Origin of the sequence: Lachnoclostridium edouardi (assembly GCF_900240245.1) — a bacterium.
GTDB lineage: Bacteria > Bacillota > Clostridia > Lachnospirales > Lachnospiraceae > Lachnoclostridium_A > Lachnoclostridium_A edouardi.
Genome location: NZ_OESQ01000001.1, coordinates 2,826,297 through 2,847,032 on the forward strand (window position 1 = coordinate 2,826,297; position 20,736 = coordinate 2,847,032).

The following is a 20,736-nucleotide window of genomic DNA, read 5'->3' on the forward strand; positions in this document are numbered from 1 at the left end:
AGTTCTTTTATTTATTTCCATTCTATTACCTGGCTGGGGGAAACTGCAGAAGAGTAGGTAAAGGTCACTGTGTCCCCTGGCTTTATAAATGGAAGCTTTTCATTGGAAGTAATAGACGCAGTGTAAATATTTTCATCCCCTGTAAGTGTAAAATAGTAAACTGTGTTTCCGGAGACTACTACATCTATAATTTCATTAATTGTTCCGGTTACAGGCTCCTGATTGCTCTCTAAGGCGATTTCTGTATCTTCCAGATTTAAAGCCTGCCTGTAATTTCTCTTCGCCTCGTCGATAGTCTGCCCTGTACCTACAATCTGGTACTGCTCCACATCTACAAAAGCATACATTTTCACAAGTCCGGCCGCGTCTTTTAAAGATAAAAAGTAAGTGGGCCTGTTGGAAATATTAAGAAGCAGAGGGAAGGTGGCAGTATAATTCAGATGCTGCACCTGTCCTTTTGCCGATTCCATAGCAGAATATTCTGTGGCGCCGGGAACAGTGTAAAACTTAGTTTCCTTTGTTCTCAGATTTACAAGTACAAAGCCAATGTTAGATTCATCTGCCGTCACAGAGGACATGCCTGTATATAAATAAACATCATCATTAATAGCCAGATAATTGTAGCCGTAAGTTGTTCTTCTAACATTTCTCTGACCAAAAATAGAGTTAAAAAATCCGTTTTGGTATTTTCCGTTGTCGTCCAGCTGGGTAATAATTAAGTCTGAGGTGTACAGCTGGTCAATCCACTGGGGCACCTGGTCTTTTGGATAATAAGCAGACTCTCCAGTTACAGCATTTACCAGAACTGCTCCGTTAATGTCCTTGCCGTCCCACCAGCCGATTTTGTAGGAAATAGTGGGCGCCACCCAGTATGGAGTGCCGTTGTCGTCAATTTCAAAAGAAACCTGGTCAAACATTTTAGTAGGATAACGGAAACGAAGATATCTGTGAATATTTCTGAAAAAATATTCGCCGGGAGAGTATTTCATGCCGGATTCCAGCCAAACCAAATTGGTTTCCTGAGTTACCATATCCACAGTAATATATGCCGGAAGGCCTTTTTTCATATTAAAAAGCCATTTTACAGGATCAGCGTAAGTAAGAGGAGTAACTCTGTACGGCGATCCCTTGTAGTTAATCTGAGTGTAATTGTTGGCAATCTCAAACTGGGAAACCAGGTCTGTCATTTCTCCCAGCTTTCTGCTGCCTAAGCGTGAAGCAGTATCCTTATCCACAACAGGGATCTGGGACATATTTAACTCTGCAACGTCTGTAGAAAAATCACCGTCAGTAATTGTAATCAAATCCCTGTAGCGTGAAGCGTTAAATATAGGAATTCCTATTACACTAGCGATCACAGAAAGGAGAAGGAGAAGTCCTACCACAATTAGACCATATTTTAAAGGGCGCTCCACTCCGTTGCGGAAAGAAACGCTGCGGTTTCCAATTTGATTTAGTAAAGTGGAAACATAGGAGAAAAAGTTTACAACTAAAATAATACCTGCAGAAATAATAATAAAGGTTATAAAAGATTTATCTTTTAAATTTATGGCAGGCAGCATGGTGTAAAACAGCAGAAAAATCAGTACCACAGAAATGAGAATTCTGCTGATTGGAGAAGATAAAAATTTATGTTTCATGTGTCTAACCTCCTAAGCTAAGATTTCACTATTCTATCATTATTTCCTATATAAGGCAAGACCATCCACAGATAGGGCTAAAATATGACCTGCAGTTATACTTAAAAATATATTTGGAGGAAAATGTAAGAAAGTTTAAATAAAAAAAATGAAATCATGTGTTATAATATAAAAGATCAGCGTTATTGTACAGCTGCGTTGAAGAATGAAAAGATGGAAAAATAACCGGGAGATAAAATAATGAAAAAATACAGAATATTGCCTATATTAACGCTTGTAGTTTGTCTGACGGCAGGACAGACAGTTTATGGAGCTCCTTCACCTACAGATTTTGGCAGCAATGTTACTATTGTGTCAGAGGGACCGGGAGAGAGAGCTTCATCTGCCGCAGAAACTGAAACTCAGGTACAGCCTCAGACATCAGTGAAAAGCGATTCATCTGCAGTGACAGCTCCTGAAATTCAGTCAGAAGGCGCAGTGCTTTTAGACGCTGCTACAGGAAAAGTACTTTACGGAAAAAATGAAAATGAAAAATTTTATCCTGCCAGTATAACAAAGCTGATGACAGGCCTGCTGGTAGTAGAAAAATGCAGCCTGGATGACACAGTAACATTTTCCTCCACAGCCACCACCAATCTGGAATCAGGGGCGGTTTCCTTAAATCTGACAGAAGGAGATAAGCTTACTGTAAAAGATTGCATGTACGCTTTAATGTTAAAATCAGCCAACGAGGTGGCCAATGGGCTGGCCGAGCATGTGGCAGGCAGCAACAGTAAATTTGCAGATATGATGAATGAAAGAGCGGCAGCCTTAGGATGTAAGAATACTCATTTTACAAACCCTCATGGTTTAAATGACACAAATCATTATTCTACTCCTTATGATATGGCCTTAATTGCAAGAGCGGCATTTAATAATGAAACCTTCAGGAAAATTGACTCTACTCTTAGCTACCAGATTCCAGCTACAAAAAAGGTAAGCACTCCCAGAACAGTAACCATGGGACATAAAATGTTTTACAGCACAGACTCCAGATATTATCCTGGAATTATAGGCGGAAAAACAGGCTACACCTCTAAGGCAGGCAACACCTTAGTTACTGGAGTAGATAAAGACGGGGTTCGTTTAATTGCAGTTATCATGAAAAGCAAATCTACTCATTATCAGGATACAAAGGCGCTGTTAGACTTTGGATTTGAAAACAGGGAACAGCTTTTATCAGGAACAGCTTCAGGTCCTGCCTCAAGCCCTGCTTCAGAGAGCGGTCCTGCCTCAGAGGAAACCAGCTCTAATTCTGGATGGCAGAAGGCGGGAGAAAAGTGGAATTATATAAAAGAAGACGGCTCTAAAGCCGCTAATGAATGGCTGACTATAGGCGGAGAAGAATACTGGTTTGATTCTGATACATACATGGCTACAGGCTGGAGACAGTATTCCGACAATTCCTGGTATTATTTCCGTTCCAGCGGCGCTATGGCAAAAAATTATTGGGTGAAAAATAACGGCAAATGGTTTTACCTTGGCTCAGACGGAGCTATGATGAAAAACACAATCACTCCGGACGGATATGTGTTAGATGAAACTGGAGCCTGGGTGCAGTAATCTGCACCCAGGACATAAGGGATATAAGGCTAGATAAGTCCAATAAAGCTGAGAGCCATAAGGAGAATCATGCCTACAATTCCTCCCAGGGCAGCCATAGGGCTGACATATTTTAAATACTGAGATAAATCTACGTTAAAAACCTCCTGGCACATCCAGCAGCCGGAGTCATTTACATGGCCGAATAAAACTGTGCCTAAGCCGATAGCCAAGGTGACAGCTACAGGGGAAAGTCCCAGGGTATTCATAATAGGCAGACATATGCCTGCGGCAGCCATGGAAGCAGTTGCCATAGAGCCTGCGGCGGCGCGCATAACAGCGGCAATAATAAAGGGAATCAGAATCATAGGAATACCGGAGCCGGCTACAACCTGGGCGATTTCAGCTACTACAGGCTGGCTGGACAAAACAGAAGCAAAGGCGGCGCCCATAGCAGTGACCACTAAAACCATGGCTGAAACGTCAATGGCCCTGGTAACCCAGTTTCCCATACCTAGTTCTAATAAAGATGCTTTTGGGCTGATGGCCTCAGTGCGGCTGGCGTTTACAAGCATCTTGTCTTTAATTTTTCCGTTTGTCAATATAAGTATAATAATTCCAATCAGCATAGCTACTGCTTTGTCTCCCCAAAAGCCGGAGGCGGATACAATCAGGCTGTCCTTTGGCAGTACCATGGAGCAGACAGAAGAGATTGCAATTAAGGCTGCCGGCACAATGAGAGGCAGGAAAGCCACAAAAGCATTAGGAATATCCGCCTCTTTAATAATCAGATCCTCCACAGTAGCCTGATCTGTCACCGGTTCAATGCCAACAGTATATTCCGGCTTAGGCTCTGCATAGGAGGCGTGGCGGGTCATCCATCCAATAGTAAGAAAATATACAATTAAAAGAGCAGCCAGGCAGATAATCAGTCCCCATAAAATACACATTCCCACGTCGGCGCCCAGCAAAACAGCTACAGCCAAAATAGCCGCTGAGGGAGGCACTACGCCGTGGGTGAACCAGACGGCAGTAATGACGTAAGCAGTTACTACAGACATGTTTAAGTTTCTGCGCTTTGCAATAGTAGCTGCAATAGGAGCCGTGAGAAGCTGAGAAATATCTCCAAAAACAGAAATAGCCATAATAAAAGCAGTTAACGCAGGAGCCAGCTCTAAATGTTTTCCCCTGAAAAGCTTTACAAAGAAATTACTTATGGCTACGGCGGCGCCGGAGTCCTGAACGCCCATAGCTAAAATAGCTCCAAAAAGCACTGGAAGCCCGATGCTTCCCAGGCTGCTGCCAAATGCGGCAGTAATAGTATTTAAGCCGTCCTGAGGAGAGGCTCCGAAAAATACTGCCAGTCCCATGGCAGTGAAAAATAGGGCCATAAAGCTGTTGACTTTTAGTTTCAAGGTTAGAAGCAGCAAAATGGCAATAGAAATTACTAAGGAAATCATATAAATTGCAGGCGTCATAAATTATCTTCCTTCTTTCTCTTATAAATTAGCAGTACATTTTTTCAAAGCCGGTTTAAAAAACTCTAAGAGGCTCTGCCTTATCCCAATCAATTTCAATACCGAGACCAGGCAAATCCGGCACATAAAAATTCATATCCTTGTCATATTCAAAAGGCGTTTTTAAAACACCTGTTTTTAAGAAGTTTTCATTTTCCTCGCTTTCCATAGCCTCCACATTAGGCAGGCAGGCGGAAAGCTGAAGGCTGGCTGCAAAATGAACGCAGGAGCCAAAGGAGTGAAGGGATACAAGCTTGGAAAAACCTTCTGCTGCCAGTCCGATTTTTTTAAGCTCAGAAATACCTCCGCTCCAGCCTATATCAGGCTGTACAATATCCATGACGTTTGCTTTCATTAAACGGGTAAAATTCTGGCAGCCCTGAACTGTTTCATAGCCCATAAGCAGAATGGGGGACAGCTTTTCTCTAATCTGTTTTAACCCCTCTTCGTCCTCAAAAAGAATAGGCTCCTCCAGCCAGTTTAAGCCAGCTTCTTTAAAATCCCTGGCAGCAAAAAGAACTGCGTTAGCCGGCCAGGCTGCGTTAATATCAGCCGCCAGACGGCCTTTATTCCCCATTAGCCTGCGGACAGCTTCTATTCGCCTGATATCTTCCTCATAGGCCACTGAAAAATCTGTATTTCCCGTGTAATTTACTGCATTTCTCTCCAGCTTGGGATTGCGGCCGATTTTAATTTTAATGTCCTTATACCCCTTTTCTAAATATTTTTCTGTTTCCTGCTTTAAGCCGTCAATACTTTTTCCTGGGGCGTAAAAGCCGCCGCTGGCATATGCGGGAATACGGTCGGAGTGTCTGCCTAAAAGCTTAGATATAGACAGCCCGGCTGTTTTTCCCAGAATATCCCAAAGGGCAATATCAATGCCGCTGATACATCCCATCACAAGACCGGTGCGGCCGTTGGGAACATTTTTCCAATACATTTTCTGCCACAGCCACTGAATATTTTCAGGATTTTCCCCAATAATGGCAGAGGCCAGCTGATCCTCCACAATGTGGCGGGCAATGATTAACGGGCTGCCATAACAAAACGCCTCGCCGATTCCGTAAACGCCGGAGTCTGTTTCCACCTTTACCCATAAAGCCTGACGGGCTTTGCACACTGACATGGCATCGCTCATAACAGGACATTCCCACCTGAGTCCTATGGCCTTTACTGAAGTAATTTTCATATTCTACCTCCTTTATGTAAAAAAAATTTATTCTGATATCAGTGTACAGGATGCAGATCAATTACACAAATTGTTAAAATTAAATCCTGGAATTAATAAAAACGAATAGTTAGAAAGGAGAATATTATGTATAATTGTTTATAAAGAAAAAAACGCTGCAAAATAGAAAATCTGAGGGTTAAGGGGGGGGGACAGCAATATGGATCTGCATCATTTAGAATACATTATTGAAATTGCCGACATGCGGGGGATTTCACGGGCAGCGGACAATCTGCATATTACACAATCTACATTAAGCCAATATTTAAGCAAGCTGGAGTCGGAATTAGGGATACGCTTGTTTGACCGCCGAAGAAATGAGATGGCTTTAACTGCTGCCGGCCAGCTGTATGTAAAGGCCTGCCGGCAGATGCTGAAGGAGAAAAAAGAATTATATAATCAACTGTCTGACTTAACAGAATCAAAAATCGGAAGTTTTTCTGTAGGCTTAACTCCCCAGTGGGGAGCAGTAGCTTATTCTCACATTATCGGAGAATTTAACAAGCTTTACCCTAATGTAAAGGTGACTGTAAGGGAAGAAACGGCTGTGCCTTTGATGCAGATGCTTTCTGCCAGCCAGATTGATATGGCTATTATCCCTTTGGCCGACGATGTTTCTCTGCCCCAGGAAAGTATGCTTTTACACGGCGAGGAGCTGATTTTAGCAATTCCCAAAAGCCATGCCTCTGCTTTGCCTTTTACTTACATGGAAAAAGGCCTGCCTGCCGTTGACGTGGCGGCCTTGAAAAACGAACCTATGATTTTTTCTCAAAATAAGACCACAATACGAAAGTTGGAGGATCAATGTTTTGCAGCCCAGGGAATTTTCCCTAAAGTTGTGGCGGAGATTAACAGTCATCCGGCCAGCCTGATTATGGTGGAGCAGGAAATAGGAAGCACCTTTGTTCCAGTTTCCTGCTCCATGGCTTCAGACGCTATTGTATACGCCCATGCTATCCCCTTAGTTCAGTGGTTTGTGGTAGTTGCTTTCCGGAAAGACTTTACCCCCAGACAAAGTGAAAGATATTTTATTAAGCTGGCTAAAAATTATTTTGACAGTAAAAAATAATTTGTTTTTGTCATACTATGTCGAAAGATGCGGTGAAATCCCGGCCCGGCAGTATTGCTTGTTACCCGGATATGGATTACACTATAAGAAAAAGAACGGAGGTTGACGGATGAAAAGGTTCGGAGGTATACTATTTAAAATTTTTGGTTTTACTGCCATGGCAGGAATTGCATATTCTGTGGCGATGACACATCCTCCACTCCCAGGGGAGCCTAACTATAATATTTACAGGCTGCTGAGTATTGTGCTGGCCGTAGTGTACGGGATCGTCTTTGTGCTGGCGGCCATTGGAGCTGATCACCTGCCAGATGAATAGAATAAAGAAAAAAACGAAAATAATGGAATAATGGAAGTTTCTGGGGTATAAGATTTCTGTAATGTGGAACATTAATTATGTATAAACAAATGGTATTCACATTACAGGAGGTACAAGAATGGATTTTAAGACAAGCGAGACAGCCAAAAACCTGATGAGAGCTTTTGCAGGAGAAAGTCAGGCCAGAAACCGTTATACATTTGCAGCCGGCCAGGCAAAAAAGGAGAAGCTGCCGGTGATCCAGGCAGTTTTTACATTTACGGCAGACCAGGAAAAAGAACACGGAGAAATATTTTATAATTATTTAGGAGAGATGGCAGGTCAGACAATTCATATTGACGGAGGGTATCCGGTGGATATCTACAATAGGAGTCTTGACCTTTTAAAGGCGGCAAGGCACAATGAATACGAGGAGCACGATATTGTATACAGCAGCTTTGCCAAAACAGCGGCAGAAGAAGGATTTCTTCAGATCAGCAAAACATTTGAAATGATCGCTGCAATTGAAAAGGTTCACGGAGACAGATTCCAGCTGTTTGCAGATTATCTGGAGAAAAATCAGCTGTTTGTCTCTGATGTGGAGACAGGGTGGATGTGCTTAAACTGCGGCCATATTCACACTGGACTTCAGGCGCCGGCAGCCTGCCCTGTATGTCACCATGAGCAGGGATATTTTATCAGACTGGAGCTGGCTCCTTATATTAAGGCATAAGGAAAAATACGGAGATTACACATGTGGAAAATAATAATGGAGGCGGCGGTTCTGACAGGAATTGCAGGGCTGCTGCGCTCTGAATATGAGAAACGCCATTTTAAAGTTGAATATTATCAAACAGTTTCAGAAAAGATTAAAAAGAACAGGACAGTTGTGTTCCTGTCCGACTTACATAGTCAGGAATTTGGGAAGGATAATAAAAAGCTTTTAAAGGCCATTGACCAGGTAAGGCCTGATCTGATTTTGTCAGGCGGCGATATGATGATCTGCAAAGGAAAGCGGGATGTAAAAGCTGCAAAAAAGCTTTTGGAGGCTTTGGCTGACAGGTATCCTGTGTACTGCGCCAACGGAAATCACGAGTGCAGAATGCGGGAGGAAAAGGAAATTTACGGGGATTTGTACGAAGAATATGTACAGGCCTTAAAATCAGCCGGCGTAACAGTGCTTTCTAATGAAACTGTTTTAGTAGATGAGGATTTAGCCATTACCGGATATGATTTAGACAAAAAGTATTATAAAAAATTTAAAACAGAAGAGTTAAGGTCGGAGGAAATCAAGAAAGAGGCAGGGCCGGCCCATAAAAAAAGATATGAAATTTTGCTGGCTCATTCCCCTTTGTTTTTTTCTGCCTATAAAGCCTGGGGAGCAGATCTTTCTCTGGCAGGCCATTTTCACGGGGGCACAATCCGTCTGCCTTTGGTGGGAGGAGTAATGACGCCTCAATTCCAGTTTTTTCTGCCCTGGTGCGCAGGAAAATTCCAGGAAAATGAGAAAACCATGATTGTCAGCCGGGGGCTGGGCACTCATTCTATTAGAATCAGACTGTTTAATAAACCACAAGTAGTAGTGGTGAGACTGAAAAATAAAACTATATTTTGATGTATTAATGTTTACAGAGGAGGAAAAGTTTGCTATACTGTGTGAGAATACGAAACACAGAAAGCGAACAAAAACATGGGAATCTCATATAAGCTGGAAAAGTTCGAGGGGCCTTTAGATCTGCTCCTTCATTTAATTGAAAAAAGTAAGGTCAGTATCTATGATATTCCTATTGTGGATATTACGGAGCAATATTTAGATTATGTCAGCCATATGGATACAGAGGATTTAAATATTGTCAGCGAGTTTCTGGTGATGGCGGCCACTTTAATTGAAATTAAGGCTAAAATGCTTCTCCCTGCAGAAGAGGGCCAGGACGGGGAGGAGGAAGATCCAAGAGCAGAACTGGTGGCCAGATTGCTGGAATATAAGATGTACAAGTACATGGCCGGGGAGCTGAAGGACATGGAGGTAGATGCAGAGAAGCTGTTGTACAGGGAGCCTGCAGTGCCGGCAGAGGTGTTAAAGTTCGAGGAGCCGGTAGATTTGGACCAGCTGTTAGACGGGTTAAGTCTGGCCAGGCTGCAGCGGATTTTCCAGTCGGTGATGAAGCGGAGAGAGGATAAGGTAGACCCTATCCGAAGCAGCTTCGGCGTTATTAAAAAAGAGCCGGTAAGCCTGGAACAAAAAGTGATTTCTGTAATGTCATATGCCAGGGCCCACAGAAAATTCAGCTTTCGGGCTATGTTAGAGAAGCAGGCGGACAAGGTGGAGATAGTGGTTTCCTTTCTGGCTGTTTTGGAATTAATGAAAATCGGAAAAATTCATTTAACTCAGGAAAATACTTTTGACGATATGTACATAGAAATCCTGGAGGAGGAAGGCCAGGAGGAACTGGATCTTCGTGATCTGGAGGATTTTGCAGTTTAATGGGAGAAGGAAATGGAAGACGTGTTTGAAGAGGAGAGCTGTGACCTGGAGGAGGTTATGGCCCGTCACCAGGCGATGGAGGAAGAACTGGAAAGAGAAGAGCTGCGCCAGATGGAGCTTAACATACTTCCGGAGCATGAAAATGAGGCGGAGGCCGTTGTGGAGGCCGTGCTTTTTACCATGGGAGGCTCTGTTACATTAAAGCAGCTGGCCACAGCATTGGATTGTGACACAAAAGAAGCGTGGCAGGCGGTGCAGATGTTAAAAAAACGGTATGAAACGGAAAACAGGGGGATGCAGATTATAGAGCTGGACAACAGCTTTCAAATGTGCACCAGATCTTGTTTTTATGAAAATTTAATCCGGGTAGCGGCAGCGCCGAAAAAACATATTCTCACTGATGTAATGTTGGAAACCTTATCCATTATTGCTTATAAACAGCCGGTTACTAAGATGGAGATTGAAAAAATCCGAGGAGTAAAGTCAGATCATGCAGTAAATCGCCTCATAGAATATGGATTAGTATTTGAGGCAGGCAGGCTGGACGCCCCAGGGCGTCCGGCTCTTTTTGCCACTACTGAAGAATTTTTGCGCCGGTTTGGAGTGGGAAGCACAGACAACCTTCCCCAGATAAATCCGGAGCAGGCGGCAGAATTTAAACAGGAAGCAGAGGAAGAGCTGCAGTACATAAATACAGAAACAGACCAGCGCAGGACAGAAGATATAGGAGGTAAGGAAAGTTGAAGTGCAGTGAAATCAGAGTGGTAAAAAAGGATGGAACAAGAGAAGATTTTAATGTAAAAAAGGTAGTTGTGGCGGTGAACAAATCAGCAGAAAGAGCCATGATTCACTTTTCACAGGCAGAGCTTAATTTTATCTGTCAGTTTGTACAGGAAAAAGCAGAGGAGCTTTGCGTGGCGGAGATTCCTATTGCCAGTATGCATAATCTGGTGGAGGGAGCTTTAGAAAAGGTAAATCCTTTAGTGGCCAAAAGCTATAGAGATTACAGAAACTACAAGCAGGACTTTGTTCAGATGCTGGATGACGTATACAAAAAAAGCCAGTCTATTATGTACATTGGAGACAAGGAAAACAGCAACACAGACAGCGCCCTGGTATCTACAAAGCGCAGCCTGATTTTTAACGAGCTGAATAAATCTCTGTACCAGAAATTCTTTATGACTGTGGAAGAACTTCAGGCCTGCAGAGACGGATATCTGTACATTCACGATATGTCTGCAAGGCGGGACACCATGAACTGCTGCCTTTTTGACGTGAAAAATGTGCTTACAGGCGGCTTTGAAATGGGCAACCTGTGGTATAATGAGCCAAAGACTTTGGATGTGGCATTTGATGTAATCGGAGATATTGTTTTAAGCGCTGCCAGCCAGCAGTACGGCGGCTTTACAGTGCCAAGCGTAGAAGAAATCCTGGCTCCTTATGCTGAAAAATCATATGAAAAATACATTGAAAAATATATAGACCTGGGCCTTCCCCAGGAAAGGGCGGAGGAGGTTGCCTGGAAGGACGTGCAAAGGGAAATGGAGCAGGGCTTCCAGGGCTGGGAATACAAATTTAATTCTGTATCCTCCAGCAGAGGCGATTATCCGTTTATCACTATGACGGCAGGCACAGGCACCAGCCGCTTTGCCAAAATGGCTACAATTACTATGCTGAACGTGCGCAAAGGCGGAGAGGGGAAAAAAGGCCACAAAAAGCCTGTGCTGTTCCCTAAGCTGGTATTTTTGTATGATGAAAAGCTGCACGGACCTGGAGGAGAGTTGGAGGATGTATTTGAAGCCGGAATCCAGTGTTCCAGAAAAACCATGTATCCAGACTGGCTGTCCTTAACAGGAAAAGGTTATATTGCCAGCATGTACAAACAGTATGGAAAGATTATTTCCCCTATGGGCTGCCGCGCGTTCTTGTCTCCATGGTATGAAAGAGGAGGCATGTACCCTGCAGACGCCAAGGATTCTCCTGTGTTCGTAGGCCGCTTTAATATTGGAGTAGTCAGCCTTCACCTGCCTATGATTCTGGCTAAGGCCAGACAGGAAAGCAAAGATTTCTATGAGGTATTAGATTATTACCTGGAATTAATCCGGAAAATCCACATTAGAACATATGCTTATCTGGGGGAGATGCGGGCTTCCACCAATCCTTTAGCATACTGCGAAGGAGGATTTTACGGGGGAAATCTGGGATTGCATGATAAGATTAAGCCTCTTTTAAAGACAGCTACCGCTTCTTTTGGAATTACAGCCTTTAATGAGCTGCAGCAGCTTTACAACGGAAAGTCCTTAGTGGAGGACGGCCGGTTTGCCATTGAGGTTTTAGAGCATATTAATAAAAAGGTGGAAGAGTTTAAGCAGGAGGACGGCAATCTTTACGCGATTTACGCCACTCCTGCAGAAAATCTCTGCGGTTTGCAGGTAAAACAATTTAGAAAAAAATATGGCATTGTGGAAAATGTTTCTGACAGAGAATACGTAAGCAACGGCTTCCACTGCCATGTAACAGAAGATATTACGCCTATTGAAAAACAGGATTTAGAATACAGATTCTGGGAGTTATCTAACGGCGGAAAAATCCAGTATGTAAAATATCCTATTGATTATAATACAGAGGCAATTAAAACTCTGGTGCGCAGAGCTATGGACATGGGATTTTACGAGGGAGTGAACCTTTCCCTGTCTTATTGCGACGACTGCGGCCATCAGGAGCTGGAAATGGATGTGTGTCCAAAGTGCGGCAGCAGAAATCTGACAAAAATCGACCGTATGAACGGATATCTTAGCTATTCCAGAGTAAAAGGCGATACCAGGCTGAACGAGGCCAAAATGGCGGAAATCGCAGAACGGAAATCTATGTAGTAAAGGAAGGACAAAAGGATGCGTTACCACAACATTACAAAGGATGATATGCTGAATGGGGACGGGCTGCGGGTGGTGCTGTGGGTGGCCGGCTGTAATCACAACTGCCGGGAATGCCATAATCCAGTAACCTGGGATATTAGAGGAGGAATCCCTTTTGACCAGGCGGCTAAGGAGGAGTTGTTTGTGCAGCTGGAAAAACCTTATGTAACCGGTATCACTCTCAGCGGAGGAGATCCTCTACATCCGTCCAACAGGGAGGATATTGGAAAGCTAATCAGTGAAATATATGAAAAATATCCTCATAAAACCATTTGGCTTTACACAGGCTATGATTGGGAACAGATCTGCGGCCTTCCATTTATAAAAAAAGTAGACGTAGTTGTAGACGGAGAATTTATTGTAGAAAAAAAAGATACAAAGCTGTACTGGAGAGGAAGCTCTAACCAGAGAGTCATTGACGTGCAGAGAACCTTAATCAGCGGGGGCGTAGTCCTTCACTGCAGATAAAAAATAGTAAAGGAATGAACAACAGATGAAAAAAATCGCTAAGTTTGAAAAAGTAAGCCTGGATCAGTTTACAAAGGATTGGGCAGGAGAATTTTTAGAAGCCTCAGAGGCAGAAATAAAAGAAATTTACGACAGTATAAAGCTGCCTAAAAGAGCTACCTGTGGATCTGCCGGCTATGATTTTTATGTGCCTGTGAATATTACTTTAGCTCCCGGGGAGGAGAAAAAGATTCCTACAGGAATCAGATGCTGGATGGAAGAGGGATGGGTTCTGAAAATTTACCCCAGAAGCGGTTTAGGCTTTAAATTCCGCCTGCAGTTAAACAACACAGTAGGAATTATAGACAGCGATTACTATGGCTCTGACAATGAAGGACATATTCAGATAAAGGTGACTAACGACGGCCGCCAGGGCAAGGATGTAGTTTTAGAGGCAGGCACAGGGTTTGCCCAGGGAATTTTTCTGGAATATGGAATTACAATAGACGACGATACTGAGGAGATCAGAAACGGAGGCTTTGGAAGCACCACAAGATAAAGGAGAATAAATGAGCAGGGGAATAAAACGATTTCTGGCGGGAACAGGGGTTTTTTGTATTCTTCTTATTTCCGGCTGCGGCAGAAGCCAGGAAGAAAAACAGTTAAGGCTTGCTGGAATTGAACAGCTGGATCAGGGAAATTACGAAGAAGCCATTGTTTCCTTTGAGCAGGCTTTAAAGGCTGCAGACGGAAAAGTAGGAAATATGGAGCTGGACATATTAAAATACAGGGGAGAAGCTGAATATAAAAGCGGAGATTTCCTGGCCGCCGCTCATACCTATGACGTGTTGATTCAGGTAGATGGACAATTGCCGGAATACCTTTATGGCAGAAGTATATGTTATGCAGGCGCAGGGCAGTTAGAGGAGGCCGGCGCAGATTATACCCAGGCCCGGAACATGGATGTTCAGATGGACAGGGAGGTATCCTGGAATATGGAAGCTCTTCTGGCTTTGGGGAAAGGGTATCAGGCTGCAGGAGAAAACCAGAAGGCGGCAGATTTGTACGATTCAGCCATAGCAGGGGGAGCAATAGCCAGCGCGGAAATGTATAATGTGCTGGGAGCGGCCCAGATAGAGGCGGGAATGTACGACAAGGCGTTACAGCTGTTAGATCAGGGAATAGCCCTGGGAGATCAGGCGGCTATGGGAGATTTAATGTACAACAAGGCCGTGGCTTTAGAGTACAGCGGAGAGTTTTCTAGGGCCTTAGATTTATTTTTGCAATATAAGGCCTCATATGGGTCTGATGAGAAGCTGGAGAAAGAAATCGCTTTTCTCAGCACCAGATAAAAGGAAAACAGGAGGTTTCATGGCAGAAACATTTGAAGTAAAAGATATAGAAGAAAAGGTGATTCTGGCCGGCGTCAGCACAGGGGAAGCCGACGATACAGAAAATTCTTTAAAAGAGCTGGAGGAGCTGGTAAAGACTGCAGGGGCGGCAACCTTGGCAAAGGTAATCCAAAACAGAGAAAGAGTTCATCCAGGCACATATTTGGGCAAGGGCAAAATTGAAGAGGTAAGAGAAATGGCTTTAGAGCTGGGAGCCACAGGCATTGTATGTGATGATGAGCTGTCGCCTGTCCAGATGAGAAATTTAGAGGACGCCTTAGGGATGAAGGTAATGGACAGAACAATGGTGATTCTGGACATTTTTGCCGACAGAGCCACTACCAGGGAAGGAAAGATACAGGTGGAGCTGGCCCAGCTGAAATACAGAGCCGTCAGGCTGGTGGGACTGCGCAATTCTCTGTCCCGTTTAGGCGGAGGAATCGGCACCAGAGGCCCTGGAGAAACAAAGCTGGAGGTAGACAGAAGGCGGATTCACGACAGAATCGGACAGCTGAAGGCAGAGCTTGCAGACGTAAAGCGCCACAGGGAGGTTGCCAGACAGCAGAGAAGCAGAAATCATGTAGTGGTAGCCGCTATTGTAGGCTACACCAATGCGGGAAAGTCCACCTTATTAAACCATTTAACGGATGCAGGAATCTTGGCAGAGGATAAATTGTTTGCCACCTTAGATCCTACAACCAGAAATTTAAAGCTGCCAAGCGGTCAGGAAATTCTTCTGACAGACACAGTAGGCTTTATTAGAAAGCTGCCTCATCATTTAATTGAGGCTTTTAAAAGCACTTTGGAAGAGGCAAAGTATGCAGATATTATTCTTCACGTAGTAGACTGCTCCAACCCTCAAATGGACATGCAGATGTATGTGGTGTACGATACATTAAGACAGCTGGAGGTAAAGGACAAGGAGATTGTTACAGTATTTAATAAAATAGACAGTGTGGAAGAGGGAATGATATTAAAAGATCTGACCTCAGATTACCAGGTAAAGCTGTCTGCCAAAACAGGGGAAAATGTGGAGGAGCTGATAGACATTCTGGAAAAAATACTGCGCAGCAGAAAGGTGTATCTGGAGCAGCTTTATCCCTACAGCCAGGCGGGAAAAATTCAGCTGATCCGCAAATATGGAGAGCTGTTAGAGGAAGAATACAGGGAAGACGGCATATATGTAAAGGCCTATGTGGCGGCGGAATCCTATGGAAATGTGCTGCCTGAAAAGTAAAAAAATTTTTGAATATTTCCAGAAAATAGATTTATTAGATTTTATAATAAAACACAATATATGGGATAAAATTAAAATCATTCCCAGATATTGTGTTTTTTGGTTTACTCTGCTATAATGAATCCTATGTCGTTGTCATCCGGCCCAGGCAGTAAACTGCCTGATTAAAGATGCCGGGGAATAGGAGAAAGGGGCTCTACCATGATAAGTGTTATTAAACGTGACGGTGAAATTGCAGATTTTAGTCTGATAAAGATTACAGAGGCCATTAAAAAGGCTTTTAAGGCTACGGGGAAGGAATTTAACAATGAAATTCTGGAACTGCTGTCCCTGCGTGTAACTGCAGATTTCCAGGGAAAAATGAGCGAGGGGAAGATTTCTGTAGAAGAGATTCAGGACAGCGTGGAGCATGTGCTGGAGCAGACAGGCTACACAGAGGTGGCAAAGGCCTATATTTTATACAGGAAGCAGCGGGAAAAAATCCGCAATATGAAAAATACTATTCTGGATTACAAGGATGTAGTGAACAGTTACGTTAAGGTAGAAGACTGGCGCGTAAAAGAGAATTCCACAGTTACCTATTCAGTAGGCGGACTGATTCTCAGCAACTCAGGAGCAGTTACGGCTAATTATTGGCTGTCTGAAATATATGACAGCGAGATTGCCAGCGCCCACAGAAACGCAGACATTCATCTCCACGATTTGTCCATGCTGACAGGCTACTGCGCCGGATGGTCTTTAAAGCAGCTGCTGATGGAAGGACTGGGAGGAATTCCGGGAAAAATAACTTCCTCTCCGGCCAAGCATCTTTCTGTGCTGTGCAACCAGATGGTAAACTTTTTAGGAATTATGCAGAATGAGTGGGCCGGAGCTCAGGCCTTCTCCTCTTTTGACACATATTTGGCGCCCTTTGTTAAGGTAGATCATCTTACATATCCGGAGGTCAAAAAGTGTATTGAATCCTTTATTTACGGGGTAAATACTCCTAGCCGCTGGGGAACTCAGGCTCCTTTCTCAAATATTACTTTAGATTGGACTGTGCCGGATGATATGGCTGAAATGAACGCCATAGTAGGCGGCAAAGAGATGGACTTTAAGTATAAAGACTGTAAAAAAGAAATGGACATGGTAAATAAGGCGTTTATTGAGACAATGATCGACGGGGACGCCAACGGAAGAGGCTTCCAGTATCCTATTCCTACCTACTCCATTACAAATGACTTTGACTGGTCAGACACAGAGAATAACAGACTGCTGTTTGAAATGACAGCTAAGTATGGCACCCCTTATTTTTCCAATTATATTAACAGCGATATGAAGCCCAGCGACGTGCGCAGCATGTGCTGCCGCCTGCGCCTGGATTTAAGAGAGCTGCGGAAGAAAACAGGCGGTTTCTTCGGCTCAGGAGAAAGCACAGGCTCTATTGGCGTAGTAACTATTAACATGCCAAGGATTGCATATCAGTCCAGAACTGCCGATGAGTTTTACGCCAGACTGGACAGAATGATGGACATTGCCGCCCGCTCCTTAAAGGTAAAAAGAGAGGTTATTACAAAGCTTTTAGACGGCGGACTTTATCCATATACAAAAAGGTACTTAGGCACATTTGAGAACCATTTTTCCACCATTGGCCTGGTGGGCATGAACGAGGCCGGCTTAAACGCCAGATGGATTGGCAAGGATATGACTCACCCTGAGACTCAGGAATTTACAAAAAATGTTTTAAACCATATGAGAGAAAGGCTGTCCGAATATCAGGTGCAGTACGGGGACCTGTACAATTTAGAGGCTACGCCTGCAGAATCCACCTCTTATCGTCTGGCAAAGCACGACGTAAAAAGATTCCCAGGCATCAAGACGGCTTCCGGAGACTGCGGTTCTCCTTATTATACAAACAGTTCCCACCTGCCGGTAGGCTACACATCAGATGTATTTGACGCCCTGGACGTGCAGGATGAGCTGCAGACCCTTTATACTTCAGGTACAGTATTCCACGCATTTTTAGGAGAAAAGCTGCCTGACTGGAAGGCTGCCGCTAAGCTGGTGCGCACAATTGCAGAAAACTATAAGCTGCCCTACTATACCATCTCTCCTACATACTCAATTTGTAAGGAACACGGCTATTTGATCGGTGAGCATTTTACTTGCCCTGTGTGCGGGGAGGAGGCGGAAGTTTACAGCCGGATTACCGGTTACTACCGACCTGTGAAAAACTGGAACGAGGGTAAATTAGAGGAATATAAAAACAGAAAAACATATGATGTGTCCCATTCCAACTGGAGAGAAGCAGTTGCAGGCAGGGAAGAGAAGGAGGAGACAGTTTCAGCCTCAGAAGGTCTGCCTGCAGGAGCATATTTATTTACCACAAAAACATGCCCCAACTGCCGTGTGGCAAAGCAGTTTTTAAACGGAGTGGAGTATCAGACGATTGATGCGGAGGAAAATCCGGAGCTGGTAACTAGTTTAGGCGTAATGCAGGCCCCCACTTTAGTGCTGGTGACAGACGGAAAAATTCAGAAGTATGTAAACGCTTCCAATATTAGAAAATTTACTGAAGAATTGAAAAAATAAATGCTGCTTTCCAAATCTCCAGGTTTTTGTTATAATGTTAAAAGATATCCTAACAGTCAGGAGGAGATTATTGTGGCAAATACAGAAATCAGAGAGTCTCACAAATTGTACGAAAAAGATAAAATCGGAGAAGTGCAGATTGCCGACGAGGTAGTGGCGATTATTGCAGGCTTGGCTTCCACAGAGGTGGAGGGAGTAGCGTCTATGGCCGGCAACATTACAAATGAATTAGTCAGCAGGCTGGGTATGAAAAATCTGTCCAAGGGAGTAAAGGTAGAGGTTACAGAGGAGCATGTGTCTGTGGAATTATCCTTGAATATCCAATACGGTTACAATATTCCCCAGGTCAGCGCCCAGGTACAGGAAAAGGTTAAAACAGCCATTGAAAATATGACAGGGCTGACTGTACTGGATGTAAATATTAAAATTGCAGGGGTAGAGATGGAGGCGGGGGTCTGACCGCCTAAGCTTTAAGACCTGTCAAAAAGAAAAGAGGATGCTGGAAAATAGTCAAAATAAAAAGGCTGTTTCCCCAGCGTCCTCTTTTTTCAGGTCTGAGTTTTAGTTTTTTCTATTGTGGAAATTTCCATAGTACGTTATAATTAGAAACTAGTTTAGTATGCCTGAAGGCCAGGCCCAAAAAGTACAATGATAACTTATTAAAGGAAATAAAGATACCAGGAGGAATAAACATGACCAGAAGAGAACTGCGGGAACATTGCTTTAAAATGTTGTTTTGCGCTGATTTTTATAATACAGAGGAGGCCAAAATGCAGTTAGAACAGTATTTCCAGGCTCCAGAGGAAGATGAAACTACGCCGGAGGGAAATACAAAAATTCTGCACCAGGTAGAGCTGAATGACACCTACAGAGAGTATATCCAAAACCGGGTGGAGGATATTATGGCTCATTTAGAGATTTTGGACGAAAAGATTAATGAGGTGGCGGAAGGCTGGAAAACAAAGCGGATGGGAAAGGTGGAGTTGACGATCCTTAGGCTGGCTGTTTATGAGCTTCAGTTTGACGATGAAATTCCTGAAAGAGTGGCTATTAACGAGGCTGTGGAGCTGGCTAAAAAGTTCGGCGGCAGCGAGGCCCCTGGATTTGTCAACGGAATTTTGGCTAAATTGGTGGGATAAATGGCCAGCGTTTATTCAGTATCCCAGGTAAATGCATATATTAAAAATTTGTTCCAGCAGGACTTTGCTCTGGCCAGAATTTCTGTAAAAGGGGAAATCTCCAACTGCAAATACCACTCCTCAGGCCATATTTATTTTACTTTAAAGGACAAAGGAGGAACTCTGGCGGCAGTTATGTTTGCAGGCCAGAGAAAGGGACTGGATTTTCAGCTGCAGGAAGGCCAGCAGGTAGTTGTAGCCGGAACGGTGGACGTTTATGAACGGGACGGAAGATATCAGCTGTATGCCAGGGAAATTACTCTGGACGGAGCAGGGGATTTGTTTCGCAGATTTGAGAAGCTTAGGGACCAGCTGGAGGAAATGGGCATGTTTGCCCCGGAATACAAGCAGAGAATCCCTAAATATGCTGAAACTGTAGGCGTGGTGACAGCCCCCACAGGAGCTGCCGTAAGAGATATTATGAATATTTCACACAGAAGAAATCCCTACGTACAGCTGGTGCTGTACCCTGCTTTGGTGCAGGGGGCGGAAGCTTCAAAAAGTATTGCCGCAGGAATTCACGCCTTAGATCAAATGGGGTTAGATGTAATTATTGTAGGGCGAGGCGGCGGATCTATTGAAGATTTGTGGGCCTTTAATGAAGAAATTGTAGCCAGGGCTATTTTTGACTGCTCCACCCCCGTGATTTCAGCAGTAGGCCACGAGACAGACGTGACTATTGCCGACTATGTGGCAGATATGAGGGCGCCTACACCTTCAGCCGCAGCAGAGCTGGCAGTTTTTGACTGGAGACAATTTGAAGAGGATATAAGAATTTACGAGACAAGTCTGATCCGGTCTATGGAAAGATGTGTGGAAAAGAGAAAAAGTCTGTTAAGCCAGTATGAGCTGAGGTTGAAGCTGCATCATCCTGGACGTCAGCTAAATGATAAACGTCAAAGGCTGGCAGATATTCAGGACAGAATGGAAAGGCTGATTCAGCAAAAAATAGAGAGAGCCAGACATAAGCTGGCCCTTTTGTCCGGCAGACTGTCCGCCCAATCTCCCTTAGACAAAATCAGCAGAGGATTTGGGTTTATTACTGATGAAGAGGAGAGAAAAATTGTTTCTGTAGATCAGACTGCTCCCGGCAGAAGCTTTCACGTACAGCTGTCAGACGGAAAAATAACAGGGGAAGTGAAGGCTGTAGAAAAGCAGGAGGCAGCTGGGAAAATATAGATA

Annotated in this window: 19 protein-coding genes; 16 read left to right on the plus strand and 3 right to left on the minus strand. The window is 43.9% G+C overall.

The window, feature by feature from the left end:
* Nucleotides 1-11: 11 nt before the first annotated feature.
* Nucleotides 12-1,640 (minus strand): HlyD family secretion protein, encoded by a 1,629-nt coding sequence (locus tag C1A07_RS13485; protein WP_101877554.1) that lies wholly within the window; start codon nt 1,638-1,640, stop codon nt 12-14.
* A gap of 240 nt (nt 1,641-1,880) precedes the next feature.
* Here C1A07_RS13485 and C1A07_RS13490 point away from each other — a divergent pair, with 240 nt between their 5' ends.
* Entirely contained in the window at nt 1,881-3,242 is a 1,362-nt protein-coding gene (locus C1A07_RS13490; protein WP_101877555.1) for a serine hydrolase, read from the plus strand.
* 29 nt (nt 3,243-3,271) lie between these two features.
* Here the strand turns inward: C1A07_RS13490 and C1A07_RS13495 are convergent, their stop codons facing one another.
* Together C1A07_RS13495 and C1A07_RS13500 are read right to left on the minus strand one after the other, a co-directional pair.
* Nucleotides 3,272-4,699, minus strand: coding sequence for a GntP family permease (locus C1A07_RS13495; RefSeq protein WP_101877556.1), 1,428 nt, complete (start codon nt 4,697-4,699; stop codon nt 3,272-3,274).
* A 55-nt stretch (nt 4,700-4,754) separates the two neighbouring features.
* Nucleotides 4,755-5,927: a mandelate racemase/muconate lactonizing enzyme family protein gene (locus C1A07_RS13500; protein WP_101877557.1), complete on the minus strand. Its 1,173-nt coding sequence runs from the start codon at nt 5,925-5,927 to the stop codon at nt 4,755-4,757.
* A 199-nt stretch (nt 5,928-6,126) separates the two neighbouring features.
* Here C1A07_RS13500 and C1A07_RS13505 point away from each other — a divergent pair, with 199 nt between their 5' ends.
* From C1A07_RS13505 to xseA, 15 genes are all read left to right on the plus strand, one after another.
* Nucleotides 6,127-7,035: a LysR family transcriptional regulator gene (locus tag C1A07_RS13505; protein WP_101877558.1), complete on the plus strand. Its 909-nt coding sequence runs from the start codon at nt 6,127-6,129 to the stop codon at nt 7,033-7,035.
* A 109-nt stretch (nt 7,036-7,144) separates the two neighbouring features.
* Nucleotides 7,145-7,351: a hypothetical protein gene (locus C1A07_RS13510; RefSeq protein ID WP_101877559.1), complete on the plus strand. Its 207-nt coding sequence runs from the start codon at nt 7,145-7,147 to the stop codon at nt 7,349-7,351.
* 118 nt (nt 7,352-7,469) lie between these two features.
* A complete protein-coding gene (gene rbr / locus C1A07_RS13515; RefSeq protein ID WP_101877560.1) occupies nt 7,470-8,063 on the plus strand; it encodes a rubrerythrin in 594 nt (197 codons plus the stop codon).
* Between the two features lie 21 nt (nt 8,064-8,084).
* Nucleotides 8,085-8,945 (plus strand): metallophosphoesterase, encoded by an 861-nt coding sequence (locus C1A07_RS13520; RefSeq protein WP_101877561.1) that lies wholly within the window; start codon nt 8,085-8,087, stop codon nt 8,943-8,945.
* A 75-nt stretch (nt 8,946-9,020) separates the two neighbouring features.
* The gene (locus tag C1A07_RS13525) at nt 9,021-9,815 is read left to right on the plus strand and encodes a segregation and condensation protein A (RefSeq protein WP_101877562.1); all 795 of its coding nucleotides are present in this window, start codon (nt 9,021-9,023) and stop codon (nt 9,813-9,815) included.
* A gap of 57 nt (nt 9,816-9,872) precedes the next feature.
* Nucleotides 9,873-10,559 carry an SMC-Scp complex subunit ScpB gene (scpB, locus tag C1A07_RS13530; protein WP_408609825.1) on the plus strand — a complete coding sequence of 229 codons (687 nt, stop codon included), beginning with the start codon at nt 9,873-9,875 and terminating at the stop codon, nt 10,557-10,559.
* The gene (gene nrdD, locus C1A07_RS13535) at nt 10,556-12,688 is read left to right on the plus strand and encodes an anaerobic ribonucleoside-triphosphate reductase (protein WP_101877563.1); all 2,133 of its coding nucleotides are present in this window, start codon (nt 10,556-10,558) and stop codon (nt 12,686-12,688) included. Before scpB ends, nrdD begins: the two co-directional genes overlap by 4 nt.
* A gap of 18 nt (nt 12,689-12,706) precedes the next feature.
* Nucleotides 12,707-13,198 carry an anaerobic ribonucleoside-triphosphate reductase activating protein gene (gene nrdG / locus C1A07_RS13540; RefSeq protein WP_101877564.1) on the plus strand — a complete coding sequence of 164 codons (492 nt, stop codon included), beginning with the start codon at nt 12,707-12,709 and terminating at the stop codon, nt 13,196-13,198.
* Nucleotides 13,199-13,223: 25 nt separating this feature from the next.
* Nucleotides 13,224-13,736 carry a dCTP deaminase/dUTPase family protein gene (locus tag C1A07_RS13545; protein WP_101877565.1) on the plus strand — a complete coding sequence of 171 codons (513 nt, stop codon included), beginning with the start codon at nt 13,224-13,226 and terminating at the stop codon, nt 13,734-13,736.
* Between the two features lie 10 nt (nt 13,737-13,746).
* Entirely contained in the window at nt 13,747-14,529 is a 783-nt protein-coding gene (locus C1A07_RS13550; RefSeq protein WP_101877566.1) for a tetratricopeptide repeat protein, read from the plus strand.
* 19 nt (nt 14,530-14,548) lie between these two features.
* Complete coding sequence (gene hflX, locus C1A07_RS13555; protein ID WP_101877567.1) at nt 14,549-15,805, plus strand: GTPase HflX; 1,257 nt, start codon at nt 14,549-14,551, stop codon at nt 15,803-15,805.
* 201 nt (nt 15,806-16,006) lie between these two features.
* Nucleotides 16,007-18,376 (plus strand): ribonucleoside triphosphate reductase, encoded by a 2,370-nt coding sequence (locus C1A07_RS13560; RefSeq protein WP_101877568.1) that lies wholly within the window; start codon nt 16,007-16,009, stop codon nt 18,374-18,376.
* Between the two features lie 72 nt (nt 18,377-18,448).
* Nucleotides 18,449-18,835: an Asp23/Gls24 family envelope stress response protein gene (locus tag C1A07_RS13565; RefSeq protein ID WP_242972323.1), complete on the plus strand. Its 387-nt coding sequence runs from the start codon at nt 18,449-18,451 to the stop codon at nt 18,833-18,835.
* 233 nt (nt 18,836-19,068) lie between these two features.
* Nucleotides 19,069-19,515 carry a transcription antitermination factor NusB gene (gene nusB, locus C1A07_RS13570; protein WP_101877570.1) on the plus strand — a complete coding sequence of 149 codons (447 nt, stop codon included), beginning with the start codon at nt 19,069-19,071 and terminating at the stop codon, nt 19,513-19,515.
* Nucleotides 19,516-20,733, plus strand: coding sequence for an exodeoxyribonuclease VII large subunit (gene xseA, locus C1A07_RS13575; protein WP_101877571.1), 1,218 nt, complete (start codon nt 19,516-19,518; stop codon nt 20,731-20,733).
* Nucleotides 20,734-20,736 lie beyond the last annotated feature (3 nt).